At 41.3% G+C, this 21,691-nt stretch carries 20 protein-coding genes, 7 tRNA genes and 1 rRNA gene; 10 read left to right on the top strand and 18 right to left on the bottom strand.

The features are described from left to right. From L1272_RS20710 to murB, 8 genes are all read right to left on the bottom strand, one after another. Positions 1 to 127: GTP-binding protein (locus L1272_RS20710; RefSeq protein ID WP_033023824.1), on the bottom strand; the 127-nt coding region annotated here is incomplete at its 3' end. Between the two features lie 136 nt (positions 128 to 263). Continuing rightward, positions 264 to 339, bottom strand: a tRNA-Thr gene (locus L1272_RS20705). Positions 340 to 352: 13 nt separating this feature from the next. Next, positions 353 to 427, bottom strand: a tRNA-Gly gene (locus tag L1272_RS20700). Between the two features lie 44 nt (positions 428 to 471). Continuing rightward, positions 472 to 556: transfer RNA gene (locus L1272_RS20695), tRNA-Tyr, on the bottom strand. A 40-nt stretch (positions 557 to 596) separates the two neighbouring features. Continuing rightward, positions 597 to 672, bottom strand: a tRNA-Thr gene (locus tag L1272_RS20690). 117 nt (positions 673 to 789) lie between these two features. Continuing rightward, positions 790 to 1,488 (bottom strand): type III pantothenate kinase, encoded by a 699-nt coding sequence (locus tag L1272_RS20685; RefSeq protein WP_054554864.1) that lies wholly within the window; start codon positions 1,486 to 1,488, stop codon positions 790 to 792. Continuing rightward, the gene (birA, locus tag L1272_RS20680) at positions 1,485 to 2,477 is read right to left on the bottom strand and encodes a bifunctional biotin--[acetyl-CoA-carboxylase] ligase/biotin operon repressor BirA (protein ID WP_054554865.1); all 993 of its coding nucleotides are present in this window, start codon (positions 2,475 to 2,477) and stop codon (positions 1,485 to 1,487) included. Before birA ends, L1272_RS20685 begins: the two co-directional genes overlap by 4 nt. Next, positions 2,474 to 3,484, bottom strand: a complete 1,011-nt coding sequence (murB, locus tag L1272_RS20675; protein WP_054554866.1) for a UDP-N-acetylmuramate dehydrogenase — start codon at positions 3,482 to 3,484, stop codon at positions 2,474 to 2,476. The genes birA and murB overlap by 4 nt, the downstream gene beginning before the upstream one ends. A 145-nt stretch (positions 3,485 to 3,629) precedes the next feature. On the opposite strand from murB, the gene L1272_RS20670 reads away from it, so the two are divergent. Then, a complete protein-coding gene (locus L1272_RS20670) occupies positions 3,630 to 5,474 on the top strand; it encodes a M1 family metallopeptidase (RefSeq protein WP_063529780.1) in 1,845 nt (614 codons plus the stop codon). 52 nt (positions 5,475 to 5,526) lie between these two features. Here L1272_RS20670 and L1272_RS20665 read toward each other — a convergent pair whose 3' ends face one another. Beyond that, positions 5,527 to 6,156, bottom strand: coding sequence for a DUF2057 domain-containing protein (locus L1272_RS20665; protein WP_235374198.1), 630 nt, complete (start codon positions 6,154 to 6,156; stop codon positions 5,527 to 5,529). 105 nt (positions 6,157 to 6,261) lie between these two features. Here L1272_RS20665 and L1272_RS20660 point away from each other — a divergent pair, with 105 nt between their 5' ends. The 3 genes from L1272_RS20660 (at position 6,262) to L1272_RS20650 (ending at position 9,789) form a co-directional block, all read left to right on the top strand. Further along, complete coding sequence (locus L1272_RS20660) at positions 6,262 to 6,633, top strand: histidine triad nucleotide-binding protein (RefSeq protein ID WP_054554869.1); 372 nt, start codon at positions 6,262 to 6,264, stop codon at positions 6,631 to 6,633. Between the two features lie 230 nt (positions 6,634 to 6,863). Next, positions 6,864 to 7,520, top strand: coding sequence for a helix-turn-helix transcriptional regulator (locus L1272_RS20655; RefSeq protein WP_054554870.1), 657 nt, complete (start codon positions 6,864 to 6,866; stop codon positions 7,518 to 7,520). A 112-nt stretch (positions 7,521 to 7,632) separates the two neighbouring features. Next, positions 7,633 to 9,789 carry an ATP-binding protein gene (locus L1272_RS20650; RefSeq protein WP_054554871.1) on the top strand — a complete coding sequence of 719 codons (2,157 nt, stop codon included), beginning with the start codon at positions 7,633 to 7,635 and terminating at the stop codon, positions 9,787 to 9,789. 188 nt (positions 9,790 to 9,977) lie between these two features. Here the strand turns inward: L1272_RS20650 and L1272_RS20645 are convergent. The 5 genes from L1272_RS20645 to nudE form a co-directional block, all read right to left on the bottom strand. Continuing rightward, positions 9,978 to 10,054, bottom strand: a tRNA-Met gene (locus tag L1272_RS20645). A gap of 63 nt (positions 10,055 to 10,117) precedes the next feature. Then, positions 10,118 to 10,194, bottom strand: a tRNA-Met gene (locus L1272_RS20640). Between the two features lie 152 nt (positions 10,195 to 10,346). Further along, positions 10,347 to 10,423, bottom strand: a tRNA-Met gene (locus tag L1272_RS20635). 138 nt (positions 10,424 to 10,561) lie between these two features. Next, complete coding sequence (gene cysQ / locus L1272_RS20630; protein WP_199530314.1) at positions 10,562 to 11,359, bottom strand: 3'(2'),5'-bisphosphate nucleotidase CysQ; 798 nt, start codon at positions 11,357 to 11,359, stop codon at positions 10,562 to 10,564. Then, the gene (gene nudE / locus L1272_RS20625) at positions 11,352 to 11,924 is read right to left on the bottom strand and encodes an ADP compounds hydrolase NudE (RefSeq protein ID WP_171037179.1); all 573 of its coding nucleotides are present in this window, start codon (positions 11,922 to 11,924) and stop codon (positions 11,352 to 11,354) included. The genes cysQ and nudE overlap by 8 nt, the downstream gene beginning before the upstream one ends. A gap of 61 nt (positions 11,925 to 11,985) precedes the next feature. Between nudE and yrfG the strand changes: the two genes are divergently transcribed. Next, positions 11,986 to 12,642 carry a GMP/IMP nucleotidase gene (gene yrfG, locus L1272_RS20620; RefSeq protein ID WP_054554874.1) on the top strand — a complete coding sequence of 219 codons (657 nt, stop codon included), beginning with the start codon at positions 11,986 to 11,988 and terminating at the stop codon, positions 12,640 to 12,642. Here yrfG and L1272_RS20615 read toward each other — a convergent pair whose 3' ends face one another. Then, complete coding sequence (locus tag L1272_RS20615) at positions 12,643 to 13,263, bottom strand: dUTP diphosphatase (RefSeq protein ID WP_138602654.1); 621 nt, start codon at positions 13,261 to 13,263, stop codon at positions 12,643 to 12,645. It abuts the gene before it with no gap. Between the two features lie 120 nt (positions 13,264 to 13,383). Between L1272_RS20615 and L1272_RS20610 the strand changes: the two genes are divergently transcribed. Further along, positions 13,384 to 14,013: a peroxiredoxin-like family protein gene (locus tag L1272_RS20610; RefSeq protein ID WP_054554876.1), complete on the top strand. Its 630-nt coding sequence runs from the start codon at positions 13,384 to 13,386 to the stop codon at positions 14,011 to 14,013. A gap of 32 nt (positions 14,014 to 14,045) precedes the next feature. Here L1272_RS20610 and L1272_RS20605 read toward each other — a convergent pair whose 3' ends face one another. Next, complete coding sequence (locus L1272_RS20605) at positions 14,046 to 14,414, bottom strand: YacL family protein (protein WP_199530313.1); 369 nt, start codon at positions 14,412 to 14,414, stop codon at positions 14,046 to 14,048. A gap of 121 nt (positions 14,415 to 14,535) precedes the next feature. Beyond that, positions 14,536 to 14,760 (bottom strand): hypothetical protein, encoded by a 225-nt coding sequence (locus L1272_RS20600; protein ID WP_054554878.1) that lies wholly within the window; start codon positions 14,758 to 14,760, stop codon positions 14,536 to 14,538. A gap of 259 nt (positions 14,761 to 15,019) precedes the next feature. Here L1272_RS20600 and uvrD point away from each other — a divergent pair, with 259 nt between their 5' ends. The 4 genes from uvrD to L1272_RS20580 all read left to right on the top strand — a co-directional run bounded on the left by uvrD (position 15,020) and on the right by L1272_RS20580 (position 21,237). Then, entirely contained in the window at positions 15,020 to 17,185 is a 2,166-nt protein-coding gene (uvrD, locus tag L1272_RS20595) for a DNA helicase II (protein WP_235374197.1), read from the top strand. Then, entirely contained in the window at positions 17,163 to 19,232 is a 2,070-nt protein-coding gene (locus L1272_RS20590; RefSeq protein WP_187491169.1) for a GNAT family N-acetyltransferase, read from the top strand. Before uvrD ends, L1272_RS20590 begins: the two co-directional genes overlap by 23 nt. After that, on the top strand, positions 19,195 to 20,316 hold the full coding sequence (locus L1272_RS20585; RefSeq protein ID WP_235374196.1) for an ABC transporter substrate-binding protein: 1,122 nt from the start codon (positions 19,195 to 19,197) through the stop codon (positions 20,314 to 20,316). The genes L1272_RS20590 and L1272_RS20585 overlap by 38 nt, the downstream gene beginning before the upstream one ends. A 72-nt stretch (positions 20,317 to 20,388) precedes the next feature. Beyond that, positions 20,389 to 21,237, top strand: coding sequence for a CZB domain-containing protein (locus L1272_RS20580; RefSeq protein WP_138619624.1), 849 nt, complete (start codon positions 20,389 to 20,391; stop codon positions 21,235 to 21,237). A gap of 355 nt (positions 21,238 to 21,592) precedes the next feature. On the opposite strand, the gene rrf is transcribed toward L1272_RS20580, so the two are convergent. After that, positions 21,593 to 21,691: ribosomal RNA gene (gene rrf / locus L1272_RS20575) — 5S ribosomal RNA — on the bottom strand; the annotation flags it as partial.

Genomic DNA, 21,691 nt, shown 5'->3' with positions numbered 1-21,691 from the left:
CACCACCGTATACTTTTGCAAGTACGTTAGTGATTGCTGCTGTTAGAGTTGTTTTACCGTGGTCAACGTGGCCGATTGTACCAACGTTTACGTGCGGTTTTACGCGTTCAAACTTTTCTTTTGCCATGACGGAACCTATCAGTTTTGTGTATCTAGATTACATATGAAAATAATCCACCGAGGGTAGATTAATTTAATTTTTTCAAATTTCAAATAGTTTTTTCTGACAGATAAAGGAAGAAATTAAGATGAGTTCTCGATACTGGTGCTGATAGGCAGATTTGAACTGCCGACCTCACCCTTACCAAGGGTGCGCTCTACCAACTGAGCTATATCAGCAACACCAGAAGTCTGGAGCGGGCAGCGGGAATCGAACCCGCATCATCAGCTTGGAAGGCTGAGGTAATAGCCATTATACGATGCCCGCATAGGAACCTGTTCTTAAACTACCTCTAACCGTCAAGAATAAAGTGGTGGAGGGAGCTGGATTCGAACCAGCGAAGGCTGAGCCGTCAGATTTACAGTCTGATCCCTTTGGCCGCTCGGGAACCCCTCCACGAAAATTCTTTACTAAGTCACTTCCGGTAAAAGGAAAGTGGTGCCGACTATCCGAGTTGAACGGATGACCTACTGATTACAAGTCAGTTGCTCTACCAACTGAGCTAAGTCGGCACTGCTTTAGTACGGGGCGAGATTCTAAGGTAAGGTTTATTGTGATGCAACCATAAAATTAAAAAAAATGTGAATTTATGTGTTAAACGCTCACTATTCAGGCAAATTGCCGTATTTTTACTGCTTTATAGCTAATTCACGCCAATAATTCAGTCCTTTAAATACGAGCAAGCTGTCAAACTTAGCATCTAAATATGTATCTGCTAACAATTTGCCATAACCACCAGCAAATAATAACTGACAACCCTGTTGGTTAAGATGTTGTTTTGCTTGCTCGATTGCACCTAGGGTAGCAACCATCGCACCATTCTTGAGGCCATTTGGCGTATTACGGCCTAAATCAGTCGCAAATGGGGTTTGTCCATCATCAAACACGCGTTGGGTATTCTGGGTAAGTGAAGATGTCATCAAATCAAGGCCTGGTAAAATCCAACCACCTAGATGTGCACCTTCACTATTGAGTACATCAATTGTTGTTGCAGTGCCGGCATCGATAATAATGCAATTTTGCTCGGGGAACTCGACATACGCGGCAATGACAGCCAGCCAACGATCAATTCCTAGATTTTGATACTGCTGATAGGCACAGCTTAACGTGTTTAGCTTTGCACTCACCTGTGCTTCAAAATAAGGAACGGCGTGTTGCTGCGCCTGTGCTAATAACGGTTTAAGTAGCTCAGTGCTACCCACGCAGGCATAGACCAGCTCTGTTATTTGTGACCAAGGTAAATTGCTGAGTTCACAGGTTTGGTAATCCTTACCATCAAACAAAACGGCTTTAATTGCGGTATTGCCAACATCCACTAATAATTTCATAGCTCAGCCTTACGTAGTGAAATTTCACCACCATAATAACTTTTCACTTCGCCGTCTTGGCGAATACGCACGCCACCTTGGTTATCAATTCCTTCGCAAATACCACGCCAGCTACGATGACCCGTATTGAGCTCAACACACTCACCAGCAAATGCATTTAATTGATTCCATTGTAGATACATATCGTTTAAACCCGATTGCTGATACTGGGCTAAGCGTTTTTCTAAATAAAAGCACAAATAGGCCACCAGCTTGTTTTTATCTAATCCCTGTACATGCTGGCTTAAATCAGTCCATGCTTGATCTATGTGTTGGCTAACACTTTCTGGCATATGTAAATTGATACCTATACCTATTACAAGCTGGCAAGGCCCCTGCGGCTGACCATCAAGCTCAACTAATACACCCGCTAATTTTTCACGGTTTAAGTAGATATCGTTTGGCCACTTAAGCTCTACATCCAATTGATATAAGGCTTTAAGCGTATCGTAAACAGCAAGCCCAACAGCAATAGATACCCCCATAGCAGCTTGCAAACCATCATCCAAACGCCAAAAGTAACTAAAGTATAAGTTTGCACCAAACGGAGATTGCCAAACGCGCCCACGGCGCCCTCTTCCCGCTTGCTGCATTTCTGCAACTAATACGCTTCCAGATGGCAGTGATACTTCTGTTTGCAAACGGCGCATTAACTCACTGTTGGTTGAGTCAATAATAGGCTGCACTTCAACATTAGCGGTGCTGCCACCTAACTCATTATAATGCAGACCGATCTTATCTTTGTTCAGTAAGCCTGCACTATTATTTAGGCAATACCCTTTACCCGTAACCTTAAATATATCGAGCCCCATCTCCTGCAAAGAATGAATATGTTTACCCACTGCTGCACGGCTAATACCGAGCTGCTCGCCCAATTGCTGACCAGAAATAAAACCACCGGTATTTAAAGCTTGTAAAATAGCGAGCTTATTTCCATCTGGCGCTTTCATGATGAAGCTCCCAATTCAATGTGGCATTCATGTTCAGCATTGATCAGGCGTACTTCATGCTGTAAAGCAATCTGATATTTATGCCAAATCTGTTGTTGTACATGCTTTACCATGGCAATTAAGTCATCACCTGTACTATTACCGTGGTTTACTAGCACTAACGCTTGCTGCTGATGCACTTCAATACCTGCGACCTTAAAGCCTTTTAACCCAGCTTGCTCAATCAACCACCCCGCCGCAACTTTATAATGCTCAGCATCCACAAAGTAATGAGGTAGCTCTGGGTAGCTTTTTAAAAGTAACGCAAGTTGCTCATTCCTGATCACTGGGTTTTTGAAAAAACTGCCTGCATTTGCAAGTTCACTGGGGTTTGGTAGTTTGCTGTTTCTGGTTGTGATGATTTGCTCAAATACCTGCTGTGGAGAGGGTTCTGAAAGCAGTTGCAATGGTCCATAACTAAGCACTGGCTGCCATTTCTTAGGTAACAGCAACCCTACTTGGGTGATCACCGCTTGATTTTTCAGTGCATGCTTGAAGATAGAGTCACGATAGCCAAATTGGCATTCGCCTTTAGTTAAGCGCTTTATGGTTTTGGTGGCAATATCAAAGTATTCGACATAACTCACAAACTTTTCAAGTTCTACACCGTAAGCACCTATATTTTGCACTGGTGCAGCACCAACAGTCCCAGGTATTAAAGCAAGGTTTTCAAGCCCAGGCATGTCATTAGCAATAGTCATAGCAACTAATTGGTGCCAGTTTTCTCCGGCTGCAATGTGTAATAAAAAGCCATCGTTTTGCTGCTCTATGTCGATGCCCTTCGTATTCATGTGGATCACAGAACCTTGGTAGTCAGATAAAAACACCGTATTACTGCCTTCACCTAAAATACAAAACGGCGCAGAAAAGTCTGTGCTTAAAAGCTGATTCACTTCATCAATTTGATAAAAATGCTGGCATTGGCTTGGCAAAGAAAAGGTATGAAAAGATTGCAGGGACTGAGCCACAAAACGCCTCAAAGGTTACCGGTAACTAATCGCATTAGTGTAACCTATCGTCGCAAAATACGCATTAGATTGTAAAAATCACTCAACCCACTGCACTAATCATGTTATAAAACGGGCTCTTTTTCATTTCCGTTCCAGGGTTATTATGAAGTTTAAACCATTACTTTTAAGTCTTGCTATGGCCGGTGCTTGCTCTCAAGCAACTGCAGATGCAATCAGCCAGCACACTTACGCAAACTTAGATGACGTAACAACCACTCACCTACTACTAGATTTAGATGTTGATTTTGATGACAAACAACTAGAAGGTTTTGTTGAGCACACGCTAGATTGGCACAACGCAACAAGCAAAACACTGGTACTTGATACACGCGATTTAGATATTGACAAAGTAATGTATCAAGATCAAAAAGGCAGCTGGCACAAAGCTGACTTCACCCTTGCTGCACGTGATGACGTAAAGGGCTCAAAATTAACAATTAAATTTAAAAGCCAAGCGGTTAAAGCACGTATTTATTACAACAGCCGCCCAGAAGCTTCAGGTTTACAGTGGTTAACGCCAGAGCAAACAGCCAGTAAATCACACCCATTTATGTACAGCCAATCACAAGCAATTCATGCTCGTAGTTGGATCCCAGTACAAGATACGCCAGCAATGCGCGTAACCTACTCGGCACGTATTCACACTCCTAAAGACATTCGTGCGGTAATGAGTGCTGATAACAAAGATGCACTTTATAAGGACGGCGATTATCTATTTAATATGCCACAACCAATTTCGCCATACTTAATCGCAATTGGTGCAGGTAATTTAGAATTTAAAGCTATGTCTAAGCAAACGGGTATCTTTGCTGAGCCAACAATTTTAGATGCATCAGTTGCTGAGTTTAACGACACTCAAGCGATGATCGATAAAACTAACGCGATGTACGGCGAATACGCATGGGGTCGTTATGACTTATTAATGCTACCGCCAAGCTTCCCATTTGGTGGCATGGAAAACCCACGTTTATCATTCATTACACCAACGGTTGTTGCTGGCGATAAAAGCTTAGTGAACCTAATTGCTCACGAACTTGCTCACTCTTGGTCTGGTAACTTAGTAACCAATGCGACATGGGAAGATTTATGGCTAAACGAAGGTTTCACGTCTTACGTTGAAAACCGCATTATGGAAGAAGTGTTTGGTCGTGACCGTGCAGTTATGGAACAAGCGCTTGATGCAGCGGGCTTACGCGCATTACTTAAAACTCTTCCAGCACCAGATACACGCCTTAACTTAAAGCTTAATGGCCGCGATCCTGATGATGCATTTAGCTCAGTGCCTTACACTAAAGGTCAGCTTTTCTTAATCTATCTAGAAAACAAATTTGGCCGTGATAAGTTTGACCCATTCGTAAAGGGTTACTTTGACCAATTTGCGTTTAAGTCTCTTACAACAGCGCAATTTGTTACTTACTTAAAAGCAAACCTGATCGACAAATACCCAGGCGTAGTCAGCATGGATAAAGTGAATGAGTGGATCTTTGAGCCAGGTTTACCAAGCGATGCACCTAATCCAACCTCTGATGCCTTCGACAAAGTTGATGCTGTAACCAAAACATGGTTAAACGGTGAGATCAGTGCAGCCCAGTTACCAACAGCGGATTGGTCAGTTCATGAGTGGCTACACTTTTTGAATAACCTACCTCGCGATTTAAGCATCGAAAAAATGACTGAGCTTGATAATCAATTCAACCTAACACAGTCAACTAATGCAGAGCGTGCTTTCGCATGGTTTATGCTAGCGGTAGGTAATGGTTATCAACCAATTTACCCAGCGCTTGATGAACATCTATCAGGCATCGGTCGTCGTAAATTAATTGTGCCACTCTATAAAGCACTTATTAAAAACGGTAAAAAAGACTGGGCGCATGATGTGTACTTAAAAGCACGTCCGGGTTACCACCCACTTGCACAAGGTACTGTTGACGACTTATTTGCAAAGTAAGTCATCAAACACAAAAAAGGCGCTGCAATCAGCGCCTTTTTTAATTATTTTATTAGTTACTTACTTTTTGTAAGAACGCACGGCGCTCTTCAGGGCTTGCTTGTTGCCACCAAAATTCAAGCATCGCAGCTGCACTTGGCATATTTTTCAAACCCGCTTGTCCGCCGGGTACTTTTGCAGGCAATGTGACAGGTACTGCAGTCGCAGGCTTGTTGCTTGTACTTGTAGCAGCAACTGGGGCACTGGCTACAGCTTGTACAGGCGCGCTAGCTGCACGATAGCTAACTATCGATAGCGGCACAGCAAGTTCACTGCCCTTAGCTTTTAAGCTTACTTGCGGTGATTCAGCAAACACTTCTGCCGCAACAGCATTACTGGCACGATTAAACACTAAGTCATAGTCTTTGCCACTCTCTACTGTAAGCTCAACCCAAAATGGCTCTGACTCAACAACTTGGTGGTCATCATAACCTTGCTCGTAAAGATCGGTATATTTCATCTTCACTTGGTACGTACCAGGAGCAAGCTCAACATCGTCAACGCGACTGAAAAACGACTGTTCAATTAGGCGCTCTCCAACTTGTAAGGGTACAAACTCTTCTGGAAAGTGAATAGTCTCAGCGACACTGCTAAAACTATTAAATAGCATTAACGCACTACTCAGTAATACTAACTTACGCATGTTCACTCCTTGGTTGTTCAACTTGCGGCAGTTTCAGTTTGACACTGCAAATAAAGTTTGTCATTAGTGGGCGGTCATTTAACCACATTTATAAGAGAGCTAAGTATGAGCCAAGAGACTATTTTTACAAAGATTATTAACCGAGAGATCCCTGCTGATATTGTATATGAAGACGAGTTGTCTTTAGCTTTTAAAGATATTAACCCACAAGCCCCTTTTCATGTGCTGATCATCCCAAAAACACCAATAGCGACGATTAATGATGTTACGGAAGAAAATGCATCTTTAGTCGGTCATTTATATGTGGTTGCTGCCAAACTTGCCAAACAGTTTGGCTTTAGTGAAGACGGTTTTCGCGTCGTAATGAACTGTAATGACCATGGCGGACAAACTGTGTACCATATACACCTACATATGCTGGCAGGTAAAACAATGGGCTGGCCTCCGTATCAAGACAAGAAAAAAACCAATCTCTAATATTTTAGTATGTAAAAATATGTAAAAGGTAGAACAAAGATACTGTTTTTGTCTATAATAGTGACAGATCAGCTAGTTAATGTATTGCAATTAGTTAACTAGCTGTATTTTTTGACACAAAATAGACACAAACTGTACTTTTCCTGCACAAGTCTCAGAAATTTCTAATACGAAAGGGGTGGATTGCGTGATAGGATGCAATTGTCAACTTTTTTCAAGAGTGAATAAATATGAGTAGTTCAGCCTTTTTATTATTAGATCCAGAACCGATTAACACGATTGGTGTAAATGTATTAGAACCATTGTTAAAAACACAAGGACTTACTGTGACAACTGGTACTGATATTTCTGAAGTACCTGAAGGCACACGATTGCTATTCATTGAAACGTCAAGTACAGATCCGTGGGGAAAACTAAAGGAGCAATTAGTTAATCTACGAATTAAATGCGATATTGTTTTATTTAATCTAGATGAAAACCCAGAACTAGCTAATCGCGCTCTTCTAAGTGGCATAAGAGGTGTATTTTACACCACGGATAACGCCGATGTGCTAATGAAAGGCATTCGTTTGTTACTTGAAGACCAACTCTGGTACCGTCGTGATATTATGTGTAATGCACTTAACCGTATGTTGCAGTTTAACAAAGACGCACTACATAAATTAACAGACGGTGATATCGAACCAGTTAAGCTTACCAAACGTGAAAAAGCTATTATTTCATTAATGAGTAAAGGTTCGAAAAACAAAGAAATAGCTGAAGATTTAAGTATTAGTCCGCATACAGTGAAAACTCACTTATACAGTGCATTTAGAAAAACTAAGTGTCGTAATCGTATTGAGTTACTATCTTGGGCTCAGCAAAACATTCCTGACGAAATTCGTTAAACGAAATACCCTACTTGTTAAAACAGACGCTACTGCGTCTGTTTTTGTTTCTGGTTGCTAATCACTGTAATTGACTTTATGCTCAAACTGATTGCCAAACACTGGAAATACAATGCTCGACTCAGCTACTTTATATTACGCCAGCGCTGCCATGATGGCAGTAATGACCCTTCTTAATTACCTTACTTGGCGAACCAACAATAAGACTCCGGGCACCTTACTCTATATTTTTTATCCACTTGTGATGTTTGCATCAGTAATGAGTTTTGCACTACATGGCCATATTAATAACCTTGCCAGTGTTGCCATTGCAAATACTCTACTGTTTAGTGCCTCAATCATCCATGTACTCGCAATTTGTCAGTTTTTGAATGCCAAATGCGTTGGCTTTAAAACCTTTGTTTCGATCACAGTCGCTTTAGCTATCACTATGATTTACCTTGCTACTGACAGCGCAGAGTTACGCAGCCGAATATTGGTTTCTGACCTTCAACATATTGTTGAATCATTGTTTTTACTGGCTTTGTTTATTCGTAATGGCCGTAAAAGTTACCCTAATGGCAGTATTGTTTATATTTTAATTCTCAGCATTATCCTAGCGGTGTTTACTGGCCGTACTTTAATGATGGGAGATATTACAACCGCCAACCTATTATCTGCAGACTGGTTTAGTTTCACTTTATTTATTAATGGCGTAATAGCTCCAATGTTCTATGCTACAGGCATGGCACTACTATGTAATGAAAGGCGTGAGCAAAACCTTAATCAACTCACCGAAAAAGCCCATAAAGATTTAGAAATAAGAGGTTTGTTCTTATCAACTATTAGTCATGAAATTCGCACACCGTTAAACGGTATTTTAGGTAGTGCACAGTTGATCATGAACCAATCGAGTGACCCCCGTGATAAACCTTATTGCGAAGCAATTATTAACTCCGCTGAATCATTAAATTTATTAGTAGATAAAGTTCTCGACTACGCCAGCTTAGATCAACGAGATGAAGCACTTTATGAAGAGGATGTTGAGTTTAAAACTTGGCTAAATAATCTTTGCCTACTTCTCAGCCCCCTAGCGGAACAAAAACACTTAAAGTTTGAGTTGATATATGATTTGCCAGAACAGGCATGTTATTACTGCGACCAACAAAAACTCAGGCAAGTTATTATAAACTTAGTAGGTAACGCAATTAAGTTTACTGACCAAGGAGCCGTAAAGATTCATGTGAAGCTTCTTAATGAAGGCCAACTAGACCACCTAGTTAGAGTAAGTGTGATTGACTCAGGCCCTGGTATTGAAGATGAAGAAATAGCCTACCTCACTGAACCATACGTGCAAAGTAGTGCAGGTAAAGAGAAAGGAGGCACAGGCCTTGGCTTAGCAATTACCAGCCGGCTACTCGAAAAGTTAGGCAGTAAACTCAACATAGAAAGTGAGCTTAAAAAAGGCAGTACTTTCAGCTTTGATATTTCACTTGCTATTGGTGAGCTTAGCCTAGTTGAACAGCGTCACCAATCAAAGGATTATGTTACTGGCCTAGACGTGTTATTAGTTGAAGATCTCGATTTAAATCAGAAAATTGCCATCGAATTTATGGCTGATGATGAGCATAAGATAAAACTTGCAAAAGATGGCAATAGCGCGATTGAACTGATGCAGAAACATCACTTTGATGTGGTATTACTCGATATGAATTTGCCTGATTTAACAGGGCAAGAAGTCTTAAAAAAGCTAAAAAATATCGACCATTTAAATCAACGCACGCCAGTATTAGCATTTACCGCTAGCCTCAGTCCAGATGAAATAAAAGAGTATTTATCACTAGGTATAAAAGATATTGTAGGCAAACCAATAAAGCAGCAGAAATTACGTCAAGCTCTGAGCGATTCACAAACAAACCAATCTGCGAGTATCGCGGTGGAATTACGAGATACACTTTACGATGAAACGGCAGCTGCTACATTGATAAGCTCATTCAGCGAGGATGAGGTATCATCGATTTACAATGAGTTTGTTTTATCTGCTAGAAATAAACTCATTCGTTGTCAACAACTTGTAGATGATGACAAAGAGCAGTGCATCAAACTGATTCACCGTCAAGCAAGCACAGCATTGCAGCTAGGATTTAATCGATACGGTACAGAGCTGAAGCGCATCGAACGTAAGTTGCTTGATAACAAGCCCTTAAAAGAACTATTAACCGAAGCCCTAATACTTTGGCAAGAAAGTCTACAAGCTTACCTTAAGCATGCTAGGCGTGAGTTATCATAGCGGTAAGCGAGCATTGTAGGCGCGATTTTATATCGCGCAATATTCAAAAGATAACGCGCGAAATAACACGATTCGGCTTCAAACTGATTGTGATATGATTACTTAAGACTTACTTTTTCAGGCATAAAAAAACACGCTTTCGCGTGCCTACTTATCAAACTCATTTAATTTTAATCTTCAATTTCAGTTGGTTGCGGGAGCCGGATTTGAACCGACGACCTTCGGGTTATGAGCCCGACGAGCTACCAGGCTGCTCCATCCCGCGCCTGAAATTGTAGATTTATTTAAAGTTGCTTTACATAACAACTTGCCTTCCAATTCAAAAAATTGGTTGCGGGAGCCGGATTTGAACCGACGACCTTCGGGTTATGAGCCCGACGAGCTACCAGGCTGCTCCATCCCGCGCCTGAATATTAAGTTTATTTTACTTCTCACTTAATTTAAGAAGTCAGCCAATTCAAAGAATTGGTTGCGGGAGCTGTGAAGGTGAAGAGTGAATGCCTCACGCCGTGACGACGACCTTTATAGTTCCAACATTACACCAATCTTTTAAAAATTGGTTGCGGGAGCCGGATTTGAACCGACGACCTTCGGGTTATGAGCCCGACGAGCTACCAGGCTGCTCCATCCCGCGCCTGTAATCTCTAAGTAACATGAGCATGTTAACGACGCCCTGTTTCAGAGAGAGCGCTATCATATAGCAATAAGATTAGAAATCAAGGGTTATAGTGACAAATTTAACTCAAGCGAACAAAAAGCACACAAAACAAAGTTAAAATGCACGCTGATGAGGACTAATCATTTTTTGCCACTCCCAATCGGGGTGACCCATCACGATAAAATCAGGGTTTTCTGTGCTTTCTCGTTGATTGTAAGTTAACGGATTGAATTCAGCATCGGTAATGCAGCCACCGGCCTCTTCAACAATCACTTGTGACGCACCAGTATCCCACTCACCAGTTGGTCCGATACGTAAAAAGCAATCAGCTTTACCCTCTGCAATAATACAGGCTTTTAATGAGCATGAGCCTAATGCTACTGTCGCAAACTGAGTGTTTAAATACTGACTGACCGCTTCAATTTTTTGTCTGCGGCTTACTGCTAAGGTTAAATTATCGGGTGTTGCTACTGAAATTTGTTGATCTTGGCCATTTGCACGTTTAAATGCGCCATTTTGATAACTTGCAAAATAAGTCACTTGTTTCGCTGGCCAATGAATAACACCCAGCACTGGGCGATTATTTTCAACTAAAGCGATATTGACTGCAAAATCACCGCTTTCAAGTATAAACTCCCCGGTACCATCCATAGGATCAAGCAACCAATAACGGTGCCAATCTTTTCTATCTGCCAGCGCTGGGATCGGTGTTTCTTCTGACATAATTGGAATATCGGGGGCTATGCTCTTCAAACCCGCCATTAATACATCATTTGATGCTAAGTCAGCCTTGGTGACCGGAGTATGATCTGACTTTTGCTCAGCACCAATATCATCCTGCTGATAAATGGCCATAATGGCATCGCCTGCTTGCTCAGCTAACCGAATACACGGTTCTAAAAAATCATTCATTGCCCGCTCCCGACTCTAAGTACTTTGTTAATAATAGCAAAGCTGCGACACTTCGTGCTTCAGTAAAGTCTTCTTGTTGCAATAATGATTGCCAATCAGTTATTGGCCATTTTACAACGACAAGCGGTTCTGGCTCATCACCAGGTAAGGTTTCAGGGTAGAGATCTTCAGCATACAAAATATGCATCGTGGCATTAAAGTAACTTGGCGCCATGCTGACTTTTTTTAGTTCAGCGAAATGCTTAGCACCAAAACCAACTTCTTCTTTAAGCTCCCGGTCTGCAGCTTGCTGAGGTGTTTCGCCTGGGTCAATTAAGCCCTTTGGAAAACCCAACTGATAATCATTGGTGCCTGCACAATACTCTCGCACTAATAACAGTTCGTTATCGGCCGTTACTGGCACTATCATCACTGCACCTCTGCCACCGCCACGAATTCTTTCGTATTGCCTTTGTTCATCATTTGAAAACTTCAATTCGAGAGACTCAACAGTAAATAGTCGACTTTTAGCGACAACTTCATTAGACAAAATTTGCGGTGGTGTAGGATGCTTTTTCTGTGTCATTGGCATTAATTTGCTATCATGGCAGTTATGCTCATCATAAATCTTTTAAAGTGAATTGCCTATGTTAAATTGGTCAAAAATCGATACTGTGTTGTTAGATATGGATGGCACCCTACTCGATTTGCATTTTGATAATTACTTTTGGCTAACCGTTATTCCCGAGCAATATGCGCGTAAACATAAAATCAGTTTAGACGCAGCAAAAGCTGACATTTTACATCGTTATCAACAAGTTCACGGACAAATTAATTGGTACTGTTTAGATTATTGGCAGCAGCAACTTGATTTACCAATTATGGCACTGAAACGTGACATTCAACATTTAATCAGAATTCGTGAAGATGTTCCGCCGTTCTTAACTGAGCTTAGAAAAGCAGGCAAGCAATTGATCATGCTTACTAACGCGCACCCAGATTGTGCCATGTTAAAGTTTGAACACACTGCTATCGATAATTACTTAGATGGGGTGATCTCAACTCACCAATATGGCGTGAGTAAAGAGCATCAACCATTATGGCAACAAGTACATCAAGAATGGCAGTTTGATAAGGAACGGACTTTATTTGTGGATGACAGCCCCGCCGTGCTAGATGCGGCAAAAGAGTTTGGTATTGGTCATATACTTGCGGTTGCCAACCCTGATAGTCAGCAACCGCATAAACAGTTCGATGGCTTTTTATCGACCATCGATTTTCGCGAGTTTATACCCGTTAAATAATTACTTCGGGTAACGCTGCTCTAAGCCTTGGTATACAAGTTTTGCAAAATCTGCATGCTCTGTATCTAGGCTTTTTACCACTTCAACTAAGTGCTCGTTATCTTCTTGGCCATTCCACACTTTGATATAACTACCATCTTTGTAGCCATGATCTTGGCGGAAGAAGTTCAAGGTATTTTTACCAACATAGCCACGGTATAAGTCATCGATATCCATACCAATTTGCGCCATACAACCTGCAAATGCGGCTGCATTAAAACTCTTTTCAGCGACTGCTGACCCAGCTAACACTTCGAGTGTTTGTTTAAAATCATCGGCTTGAACTGGTGCATTTAACTCAGCTTCAAGTTGTGCAGCTAACTGCTCATAGCTGGTTTCACCATCAATACGTAAAGATAAACCAAAATGGAAAATATCAACTAACTCTAAAATAACTTGTTCTGTATCTGGGGTTTGTTTTTTCCACCACTTCCAACCGTAGTGATCCAGCATTTCAGCACACTCAACCCAAATTGCACGATACCATTCAAAACCTTGGCTAAACCATTGCTCATGAACTTTAGTATTCATCGCATTTTGCATCTCGAGCATAACAACGAGTTTTTGTAAATTAGCAGACATTCTTTATCCCAACTTGCATTTTCAATTATGTATATACTACAGATAATTTTGTCATTGATGAAATAAAAACACATATGATCAGGTCTGCTTTGCAGTTGATAAAAATAAACGAGGAAGCCTATGTTTAAATCTCTACTCATTAGTGCACTATTTGTACTATCAAGCCAAGTTATTGCCGCGACTGCAACCAATATTGCCGAATCAGCAGAGCAAGTTAGCCCATTATTACCCGGCTTAGCAGTGCCAAATATTGAGTTAAAAGATCAATACGGTAAAACCGTCTCACTCGCTGAGCGTTTTAAAGAAAAAACGACTGTGCTCATTGTTTATCGTGGTGGCTGGTGCCCATATTGTTCAAAGCAATTGGCCAATGTCCAAAAAATTGAGAAAGAGCTAGCGGATTTAGGAGCACAGATAATTGCCGTTTCGCCAGATAGTCCTGAAAAGCTCGCTGAATCAAAAATTACTTCACCAAACTATCAATTATTGTCTGACGACAGCCTTTTGTTGGCACAAAAGTTAGGTTTAGCGTTTTACTTAGATGACAAAACAGCAAAGATTTACCGCAACAAACTTGGGGTTAACTTTGTCTCGTTAGAGGGCGAAGTGAAAGTAGCGTTACCCGTACCTGCAGTGTTTGTGATAGACACTAATGGGTTAGTTAATTTTCAATACGCCAACCCAAATTACAAAGTACGCTTAACAGAAGATTTATTACTAGCCGCTGTTAAATCAGTGAGCGAGCAATAATTTAGTAATCGATAAGCAGAATATGCTTCTGCTTATCGGCCTTGTGTAAATTCTTGCCAAGATTCAATTAAATCAACAAAGTCTTCAAAACCACAGCCACTACACAAGCCTTCTTCTTCAAGCATTAAATCATCATCTTGGTAGGCAACTAAGTCTTCGTTGTCTTGATGTAACGCATGTGCTTCGAATAGCGCTTCGTCTTTACTTAAGATCAAATCAATTTCTTGACCTTGTAAGGTTAAAGACTCATGACTGCTCTTAACCGCGGAGATTAATGCTTGTACCATCGCGATTTTTTCTTTACCGATTTCTTCGTTTAGCCAACGGCCTATGACGGCATGTTCAGAGGAGATTTTAATGCGTAAACCGCTAATAGGATCGCGGATAAATTGATATTCCATGGAGGGTACTCTTAATACGTTATCTGCTAATTATATCGTTTGCAGCTAAACGTGGCGAGTTTTGTAGTCTTAAATCAGCACGAGCGCCAACATGGCGCTCGTGTTTATGCTATTAAAATAGCTAGAGTCGCGATTTGAAGCGCGCAGCATCAATAATCGCCCATAGGTATACGATTGGCAGTAAAATAAAGCCAACTGCAACGTAAATTAGTGCCCCACTAATAACCCATGCTAAAAAGAATGCAATAGCCGCCATTAAACGGCCTTGTACCAATTGCCCTAAACCAGGAAAAAAGATATTACATATTGCTGCGATTACATTACCGCCAGAACCTTGCTCTGCCATACTAACCTCTGTAGTTTTTAATGATTATACTTTTAGTAAACACACTTTATGCCAACTTATTATGGCTTACAAATCAGAGTGTTAAAAAGTAGCGTTATTTTGATTTTAGTTTTTTTTGCTAAAAATCGGTCAAATTCACAATTTTAATACTTCAATTTTAATGACTTGCCAAAATAGCTGTTTATAAAAACAGTATTTTATTTAGCCTTGCATAAACACCTGTTATACTCCACCCATTATAGATTGAAAAGGCGTAACGATGGACGTTTCTGAATTACTCGATGGCTTAAATGACAAACAACGGGATGCAGTCGCAGCCCCATTGCAAAATATGCTAGTACTTGCAGGTGCAGGTTCTGGTAAAACTCGAGTACTTGTTCATCGCATCGCATGGCTCATGCAAGTTGAGCAAGCTTCTGCATACAGTATCTTTGCGGTAACCTTCACAAATAAAGCCGCGAAAGAAATGCGCACTCGTGTAGAAGAAACGTTAAAAGCACCGGTTGGTGGTATGTGGATTGGTACTTTCCACGGCTTATCTCATCGTATTCTGCGCGCCCATCACCGTGAAGCGAACTTGCCTGAAAGCTTTCAAATTTTAGATTCTGACGATCAACAACGTATGATCAAACGCTTACTTAAAGCGATGAACATCGATGATAAAAAGTGGCCTGCAAAACAATTTGGTTGGTATATCAGCGCAAAAAAAGATGAAGGTCTGCGCCCTAAAGACATTCAAGCCTACGATATTAATGAGCAAATGATGCTGAAAGTCTATGCTGCATATCAAGAGGCTTGTGACCGCGCAGGTTTAGTCGACTTTGCAGAAATACTGCTGCGCTGCTACGAAGTACTTAAGAACCACCCAACACTTTTACGTCACTATCAACAGCGTTTTGCCCATATGCTGGTAGACGAGTTCCAGGATACCAATACGATTCAGTACGCTTGGTTAAAATTACTCGCAGGTAACACCAACAGTATTATGATCGTAGGTGATGATGACCAAAGTATCTATGGCTGGCGTGGCGCAAAAATTGAGAATATCAAACGCTTTTTAACTGACTTCGAAGCCGAAACCATTCGCCTTGAACAAAATTACCGTTCAACGGCAACAATTTTGAAAGCATCAAACGCGCTGATCAAAAACAATGCTGAACGCATGGGCAAAAGCCTGTGGACAGACGGCAATGATGGTGAGCCGATTTCAGTTTACGCTGCGTTTAATGAATTAGACGAAGCGCGCTTTGTTAGCAGCAAACTACGTAGCTGGCTAAATGCAGGTAATGCATTACAAGACGCCGCGATTTTATACCGTAACAATGCGCAATCTCGTGTACTCGAAGAAGCAATGCTACAAGAAGGTTTAAAATACCGTATTTACGGCGGTATGCGCTTCTTCGAGCGCCAAGAGATCAAAGATGCACTTTCGTATTTACGTTTAGTTGGTAACCGTCAAGATGATGCGGCTTTAGAGCGCGTTATTAACACCCCTGCTCGCGGCATTGGTGATAAAACACTAAGCCACATTCGTGATTGCGCGCGCAATGAGTCATTGCCACTTTGGTATGCCGCTAAAGCTATTATCGAGCAGCAGCACTTATCTGGCCGTGCAGCAAGTGCCGTGACAAAATTCTTAGAACTTGTTGAGCATATCGAAGATAAAATCAGCGATCTCACCCTAGAAGAGCAAGCGAAATACACCATTCAAAGCTCGGGGTTAATGGCAATGTATCAAGCTGAAAAAGGTGAAAAAGGCCGTGCCCGCGTAGAAAACTTAGAAGAGCTTATTAGTGCTTGTGGTCAATACGAACTTCCTGAAGATGAAGAGTTCAGCTCACCACTGCAAGGCTTTTTGGCATATACCTCTCTAGAATCTGGCGAAGGTCAAGCTGATGAGCACGAAGACGCGGTGCAAATGATGACACTGCACTCAGCAAAAGGCCTAGAATTCCCGCTGGTATTTATGGTGGGTGTTGAAGAGGGCATGTTCCCATCACAACAAAGTAATGAAGAGTCTGGTCGTTTAGAAGAAGAACGTCGCTTATGTTATGTTGGCATGACTCGCGCGATGGAAAAACTATATATTAGCCACGCAGAAAGCCGCCGTTTATACGGACAAGAAAAATACCACAGCCCATCACGCTTTTTACGCGAAATGCCTGAAGACTGTATCGAAGAAATTCGTATTAAAACACAGGTTTCAAGGCCACCTGCGGCAGGTCGTTTTAGTCCATCAGTAACACATGCCGCATTTGAAGATAGCGGCTTTAACTTAGGACAGCGCGTATTACACGCTAAGTTCGGTGCAGGAACCGTACTCAATTACGAAGGCAGCGGCGCACAGTCACGTATTCAAGTGAACTTTGATGATCTAGGCAGTAAATGGCTTGTAACACAGTATGCAAGACTTCAAGCCTTATAATGAGTATATAACAGCGCTATGTAATGAGCTGGTGATTGCAAAGCATCGCCAGCTTGTCATTGTGCAAGGCAGCGAAACTTGGTGCTATCAGTTTGCAAACCAATTAGCGCTAAAAAATACCTATGTTTTCAGTAGCAGCTCATTATTAGCAAATAGTGAGTTCCCAAAACATGCTCACCAGATTCTTGGTCAAGAGTTTCAACACGCAATTTTTGATGGTTTTAGCGGTTTATATGCCGATAAACTAGCCGCGCTTGCCGGTACCGTAAAAGCTGGTGGTGTACTTATATTACTGCTGCCCGATGATAATAACTGGCAAGACCCAGCACTCACAAGTATTACCTCTTATGGCGAAGCAATTAAACACAGCTTTTTTAATCAGCGCTTTTTCGCCAAGCTAAAATTGCAGCCACATTATTTTACTAAGCACTCGCCTCCTGCTTACCAATCTATTTCGCCAGCAACTGCTGAGATAAATTATCAGCAACAACAAGCATGTGTTGAGCAAATTATTAAAACCGCAACAGGGCGCGCTAATCGTCCTTTTGTGATCAGTGCAGACCGAGGTCGTGGTAAGTCAGCCGCTTTAGGGCTTGCAGCAGCAAGTCTTCAAGATAAAAGAATCCTAATTTGCGCCACCCAAGCTAAAGCCGTACAAACAAGCTTTAAACATTTAGCCGCTGAGCTTGGTGTTAGCAAAGAGCAAAACTGTAAGCAACTAGCTAACCTTAGTTACATTGCGCCAGATACACTGCTAAACGAAAAACCTGATTGCGATCTGTTATATGTCGACGAAGCAGCGGCGATTCCGGTTCCTATGCTATTAGAGATACTAAAAAGTTATCCACGAATCGTATTTGCTAGCACTATGGTTGGTTACGAAGGGAATGGGCGTGGTTACACGTTACGTTTTTTACATTACTTACGTAGCCAATTTAAATCGCTAAAGGCAATTACTTTGGATGAACCTGTTCGTTTCGCCAAGTATGACCCCCTCGAACATAGCCTACGTGAACTACTATTACTTGATGCAAAATACCTAGAAACGCAGAGTAAAGAGTCATATCAATTCGAAAGCATAAGCAAAGAGCAACTCATTGATGATGAGCAGTTGCTTAGCCAAATTATGGCGCTATTGGCGTTGGCTCATTATCAAACCACGGTAAACGACTTACGCCAATTGCTTGATGCCCCAGAGCTACAGCTATCTATCTGCAAACAAGAAAATGCATTAAAAGCCGTTTGCTTAATTGCTATTGAGGGTGGCTTAACGCCTGAGATTGCAGAGCAAGTTATAAAAGGAAAGCGTCGGCCACATGGTCATTTAATGGCGCAAACTCTGACTCAATTAAGCCGAAAAATAGAAGATTTGTGTAAACACTCAGCGAGAGTCGTGAGAATAGCTGTTGCACCTGAATGTCATCAGCAAGGTATAGGCTCAGCCCTGTTAAACCACTGCGAAAGCCAATTAAGCAATTGTAGTTATTTTGGTGCCAGCTTTGGAGCCAATGCAGCGTTAGTTAAGTTTTGGCAAAGTAATGGCTTCAACGTTGTTAAGCTTGGATTTAGTCATGACAAAGCAACGGCAGAACATGCTGCCTTAGTGGTTAAAGCATTAGATAAGCAAACGACAGATAGCGCAACACTGTTAATAGAAGAGTTTAAGCAAGATCTCTCTTTGCAACTCCTTGATCACTTTAGCTCACTTCCTTGGCAGCTTATTGCAGAGCTATTCAAAGGCTTACCAAAAAGTGAGCTATCTTCTGCCTTAGATGCAAGAGCTGAGCGGCTGTTAACTGGTGATATTAACCTCTTCCAAGTACAGCCATTGCTATGGCAAATACTTTGGAGCACACCAATTAGTCTAAATTTATTAGATGAACATACAAAGTTCATCCTTATTCGACTAGTATTACAGCAAACCTCTGTAAATAGCTTAATCGAAGAAGCCGGTTTTACAGGTAAAAAAGACTTAGAGTCACAGTTCAAAACCGCAGTGCAAGGTTGGTATGCTCACTATAAATCACTTCAAAATCACAGCCATTAAGTGTTTATGTATTTGTACCTTGCTACTACCTCAGATAGCTTTAGCTGAACACGCACAGCCTACCATTAAACTCGGCATGTCCACTGCGCTCACTGGACCCGCAAAGCAAATAGGCGAACAACTGGCGCTTGGCAGTAATATTTACTTTAATAAAATCAACAAAGAAAACGGTATTAATGGGCAAAGTATCGATCTGATTTTAGCTGATGATGGTTATGAGCCAAAAAATACCGTAGTGAATACTCGCGAGTTTTTATTTGATCAAAAGATCCATGCAATTTTTGGCTCTATGGGTACACCAACAGCCCATGCAATTAAACCTATTCTGGATAGGCACCGCATTCCATTTCTAATGCCATTTACAGGCGCTGATTTTTTACATAATAGCTCAATGCCAAATGTATTTAATCTTCGTGCGAGCTACCAAGATGAAGCCATAGAGCAAATTAATTATTTCGTGAAAGAGCGTAAGCATGAAAAAATTGGCTTGATGATCCAAGCCGATGAGTTTGGCTATATGGTAGAAAACAACCTTGTTAATGTATTAAAAATACATGGTATTAAACCTGTAGAAGTCGCTCGGTTTAAGCGCAATAGTGATGATATTTCAAAAGCTTTAGCGCTTCTAAAAGAAAGTAAAGCAACCGCAATTTGTTTAGTCGGCACTTACGAGCCTCTCGCTGAATTCATTAATGCAGCAAACAAACAAAACTTCAACCCAGACTATACTTCGGTGTCTTTCGTTTCGAGCCATGATTTATATCAGCGAGTGAAACAGCCCGCCAACATTATGGTCACTGAAGTGGTACCCGACCCTAATAACTGTAAAAACCCTTGGTGTAAGCAGTTTATTGAAGATATCGAGCCTTATCACACGAGTGCGAATAGAATTATATTTGAAGGTTATTTGAATGCCGTAGCATTGGTTAGCGCTGCCCAAAAATGCCCAACGCCTCTAAACAATCAATGTCTGCTGACCGAGCTAACTCACCTCTTCACTGACACATCTGAATTCGCTGATTTATTTAATAGTCATAGTGCTGGAAATAATAAAAAAATCTACCGCTCCTATTTCAAAAAGTAATTTTGTAAATCCATCACTAAAAACATAATAATGTTCTATGCTATAAAGACTTAACAAGGCTTTGAGGGAAATATGGATCTGATTAATTTCCGAGTTGGGCACAAGACCATTTCATTAAAAATTCTTGATATTCTTCTAACTGAACGTTATGAGGGTAATTTAACGTCATTGCCCAATGAAAATAAGAGCTTTATCGGGGTCAAAGATTATATGGACACGCCGACCCCCATATTTGATTTGGGGGTAGTTTTAAATAACAGGTCAACATACGAAGTAAATGCCGCGCTTTCAGAATTATTAGTTGAAAGAGAAAAAGAGCACTTAGAATGGCTTAATGTATTAGAAAACAACCTATCTACTGGAACATCCTTCACAAATTCGCTAGATCCAAGTAAGTCCTCATTTAGTCGCTGGTACAAAGATTTCGAGACTGATAATGAAGATCTTAAGAGCATTGTTGCCAAACTTGAAAAGCCCTACCATGCACTACATGTTATGGCTAGCGAACTTCTAGAAGTACGGAAAACACAGTCAAAAGATTCTGTAATTATTTTATTTGAAGAAAAAAAACGACAAACTCTTAATCAGCTAAACCGGTTGTTTGAATCGGCCCGAGAGCAGATAAGCCTTGATTACAAGCCAATCATCATTTTTACAACTAAAGACGGTGTAACACCTCATATAGGGCTTCTGGTCGATAAAGTCGAAGACAATATTAATGTTAAGAAAGAAGATATCAAACCTTTAGAGCAGCTTACCTCTGTTGGTTTTGATGTTGACCCACAAACTAAAAACATGATGCGCGGGCTAATTAAAATGAAGCATAAACACAGCTTACTATTAGACCCAAGCGCCATCTTCCGCCCAGAACACCTCATGCGCCACGAAGCAGAAGAAACCGAAGAGTATGGGCTTTTTTAGTCGCTAGTTAGCAAGTTTGAAAGAGTAAAGTTAGTGAGGGGAAAGTTGAAAGGCCTGGCGTAGGTTGGGTAGAGCGAAGCGAAACCCAACAGCGTGGTAATTCGTCATGCACAATGAAGAGGTAAAGCTCATTAATAACAGACGAATTAGCGCAAGGTGAAGTAAGCCATTTTAGAGATCGCTAACCTGTTAGACCAATAGAGATTTTAAGAATTTTTAACCATGGGTTATGAAGAGGGTCACATGGATTGTGTTGGGTTTCGCTTCGCTCTACCCAACCTACCTGGCTGAAAGCTGACAGCTCCCAGACGCAAAAAAGCCCGACTGTTTCGAATCGGGCTTTCTCTTATTTGGAGCCTGGCGATGACCTACTTTCACATAGCAGCTGCTACACTATCATCGGCGCTGTTTCGTTTCACTACTGAGTTCGGCATGGGGTCAGGTGGGTCCAAAA

This window comes from Pseudoalteromonas sp. PAST1, assembly GCF_021532515.1.
Taxonomy (GTDB): domain Bacteria; phylum Pseudomonadota; class Gammaproteobacteria; order Enterobacterales; family Alteromonadaceae; genus Pseudoalteromonas; species Pseudoalteromonas simplex.
Note: the sequence above shows the minus strand (reverse complement) of the source record. Positions and strands in the feature narration are given on the sequence as shown.

Coding starts and splice junctions, on each gene's coding strand:
- L1272_RS20685 (WP_054554864.1), bottom strand. CDS start 1,488: ATGAAATTATTAGTGGATGTTGGCAATACCGCAATTAAAGCCGTTTTG.
- birA (WP_054554865.1), bottom strand. CDS start 2,477: ATGAAAGCGCCAGATGGAAATAAGCTCGCTATTTTACAAGCTTTAAAT.
- L1272_RS20670 (WP_063529780.1), top strand. CDS start 3,630: ATGAAGTTTAAACCATTACTTTTAAGTCTTGCTATGGCCGGTGCTTGC.
- L1272_RS20665 (WP_235374198.1), bottom strand. CDS start 6,156: ATGCGTAAGTTAGTATTACTGAGTAGTGCGTTAATGCTATTTAATAGT.
- L1272_RS20660 (WP_054554869.1), top strand. CDS start 6,262: ATGAGCCAAGAGACTATTTTTACAAAGATTATTAACCGAGAGATCCCT.
- L1272_RS20655 (WP_054554870.1), top strand. CDS start 6,864: ATGAGTAGTTCAGCCTTTTTATTATTAGATCCAGAACCGATTAACACG.
- L1272_RS20650 (WP_054554871.1), top strand. CDS start 7,633: ATGCTCGACTCAGCTACTTTATATTACGCCAGCGCTGCCATGATGGCA.
- cysQ (WP_199530314.1), bottom strand. CDS start 11,359: ATGAATGATTTTTTAGAACCGTGTATTCGGTTAGCTGAGCAAGCAGGC.
- nudE (WP_171037179.1), bottom strand. CDS start 11,924: ATGACACAGAAAAAGCATCCTACACCACCGCAAATTTTGTCTAATGAA.
- yrfG (WP_054554874.1), top strand. CDS start 11,986: ATGTTAAATTGGTCAAAAATCGATACTGTGTTGTTAGATATGGATGGC.
- L1272_RS20615 (WP_138602654.1), bottom strand. CDS start 13,263: ATGTCTGCTAATTTACAAAAACTCGTTGTTATGCTCGAGATGCAAAAT.
- L1272_RS20610 (WP_054554876.1), top strand. CDS start 13,384: ATGTTTAAATCTCTACTCATTAGTGCACTATTTGTACTATCAAGCCAA.
- L1272_RS20605 (WP_199530313.1), bottom strand. CDS start 14,414: ATGGAATATCAATTTATCCGCGATCCTATTAGCGGTTTACGCATTAAA.
- L1272_RS20600 (WP_054554878.1), bottom strand. CDS start 14,760: ATGGCAGAGCAAGGTTCTGGCGGTAATGTAATCGCAGCAATATGTAAT.
- uvrD (WP_235374197.1), top strand. CDS start 15,020: ATGGACGTTTCTGAATTACTCGATGGCTTAAATGACAAACAACGGGAT.
- L1272_RS20590 (WP_187491169.1), top strand. CDS start 17,163: ATGCAAGACTTCAAGCCTTATAATGAGTATATAACAGCGCTATGTAAT.
- L1272_RS20585 (WP_235374196.1), top strand. CDS start 19,195: ATGCTCACTATAAATCACTTCAAAATCACAGCCATTAAGTGTTTATGT.
- L1272_RS20580 (WP_138619624.1), top strand. CDS start 20,389: ATGGATCTGATTAATTTCCGAGTTGGGCACAAGACCATTTCATTAAAA.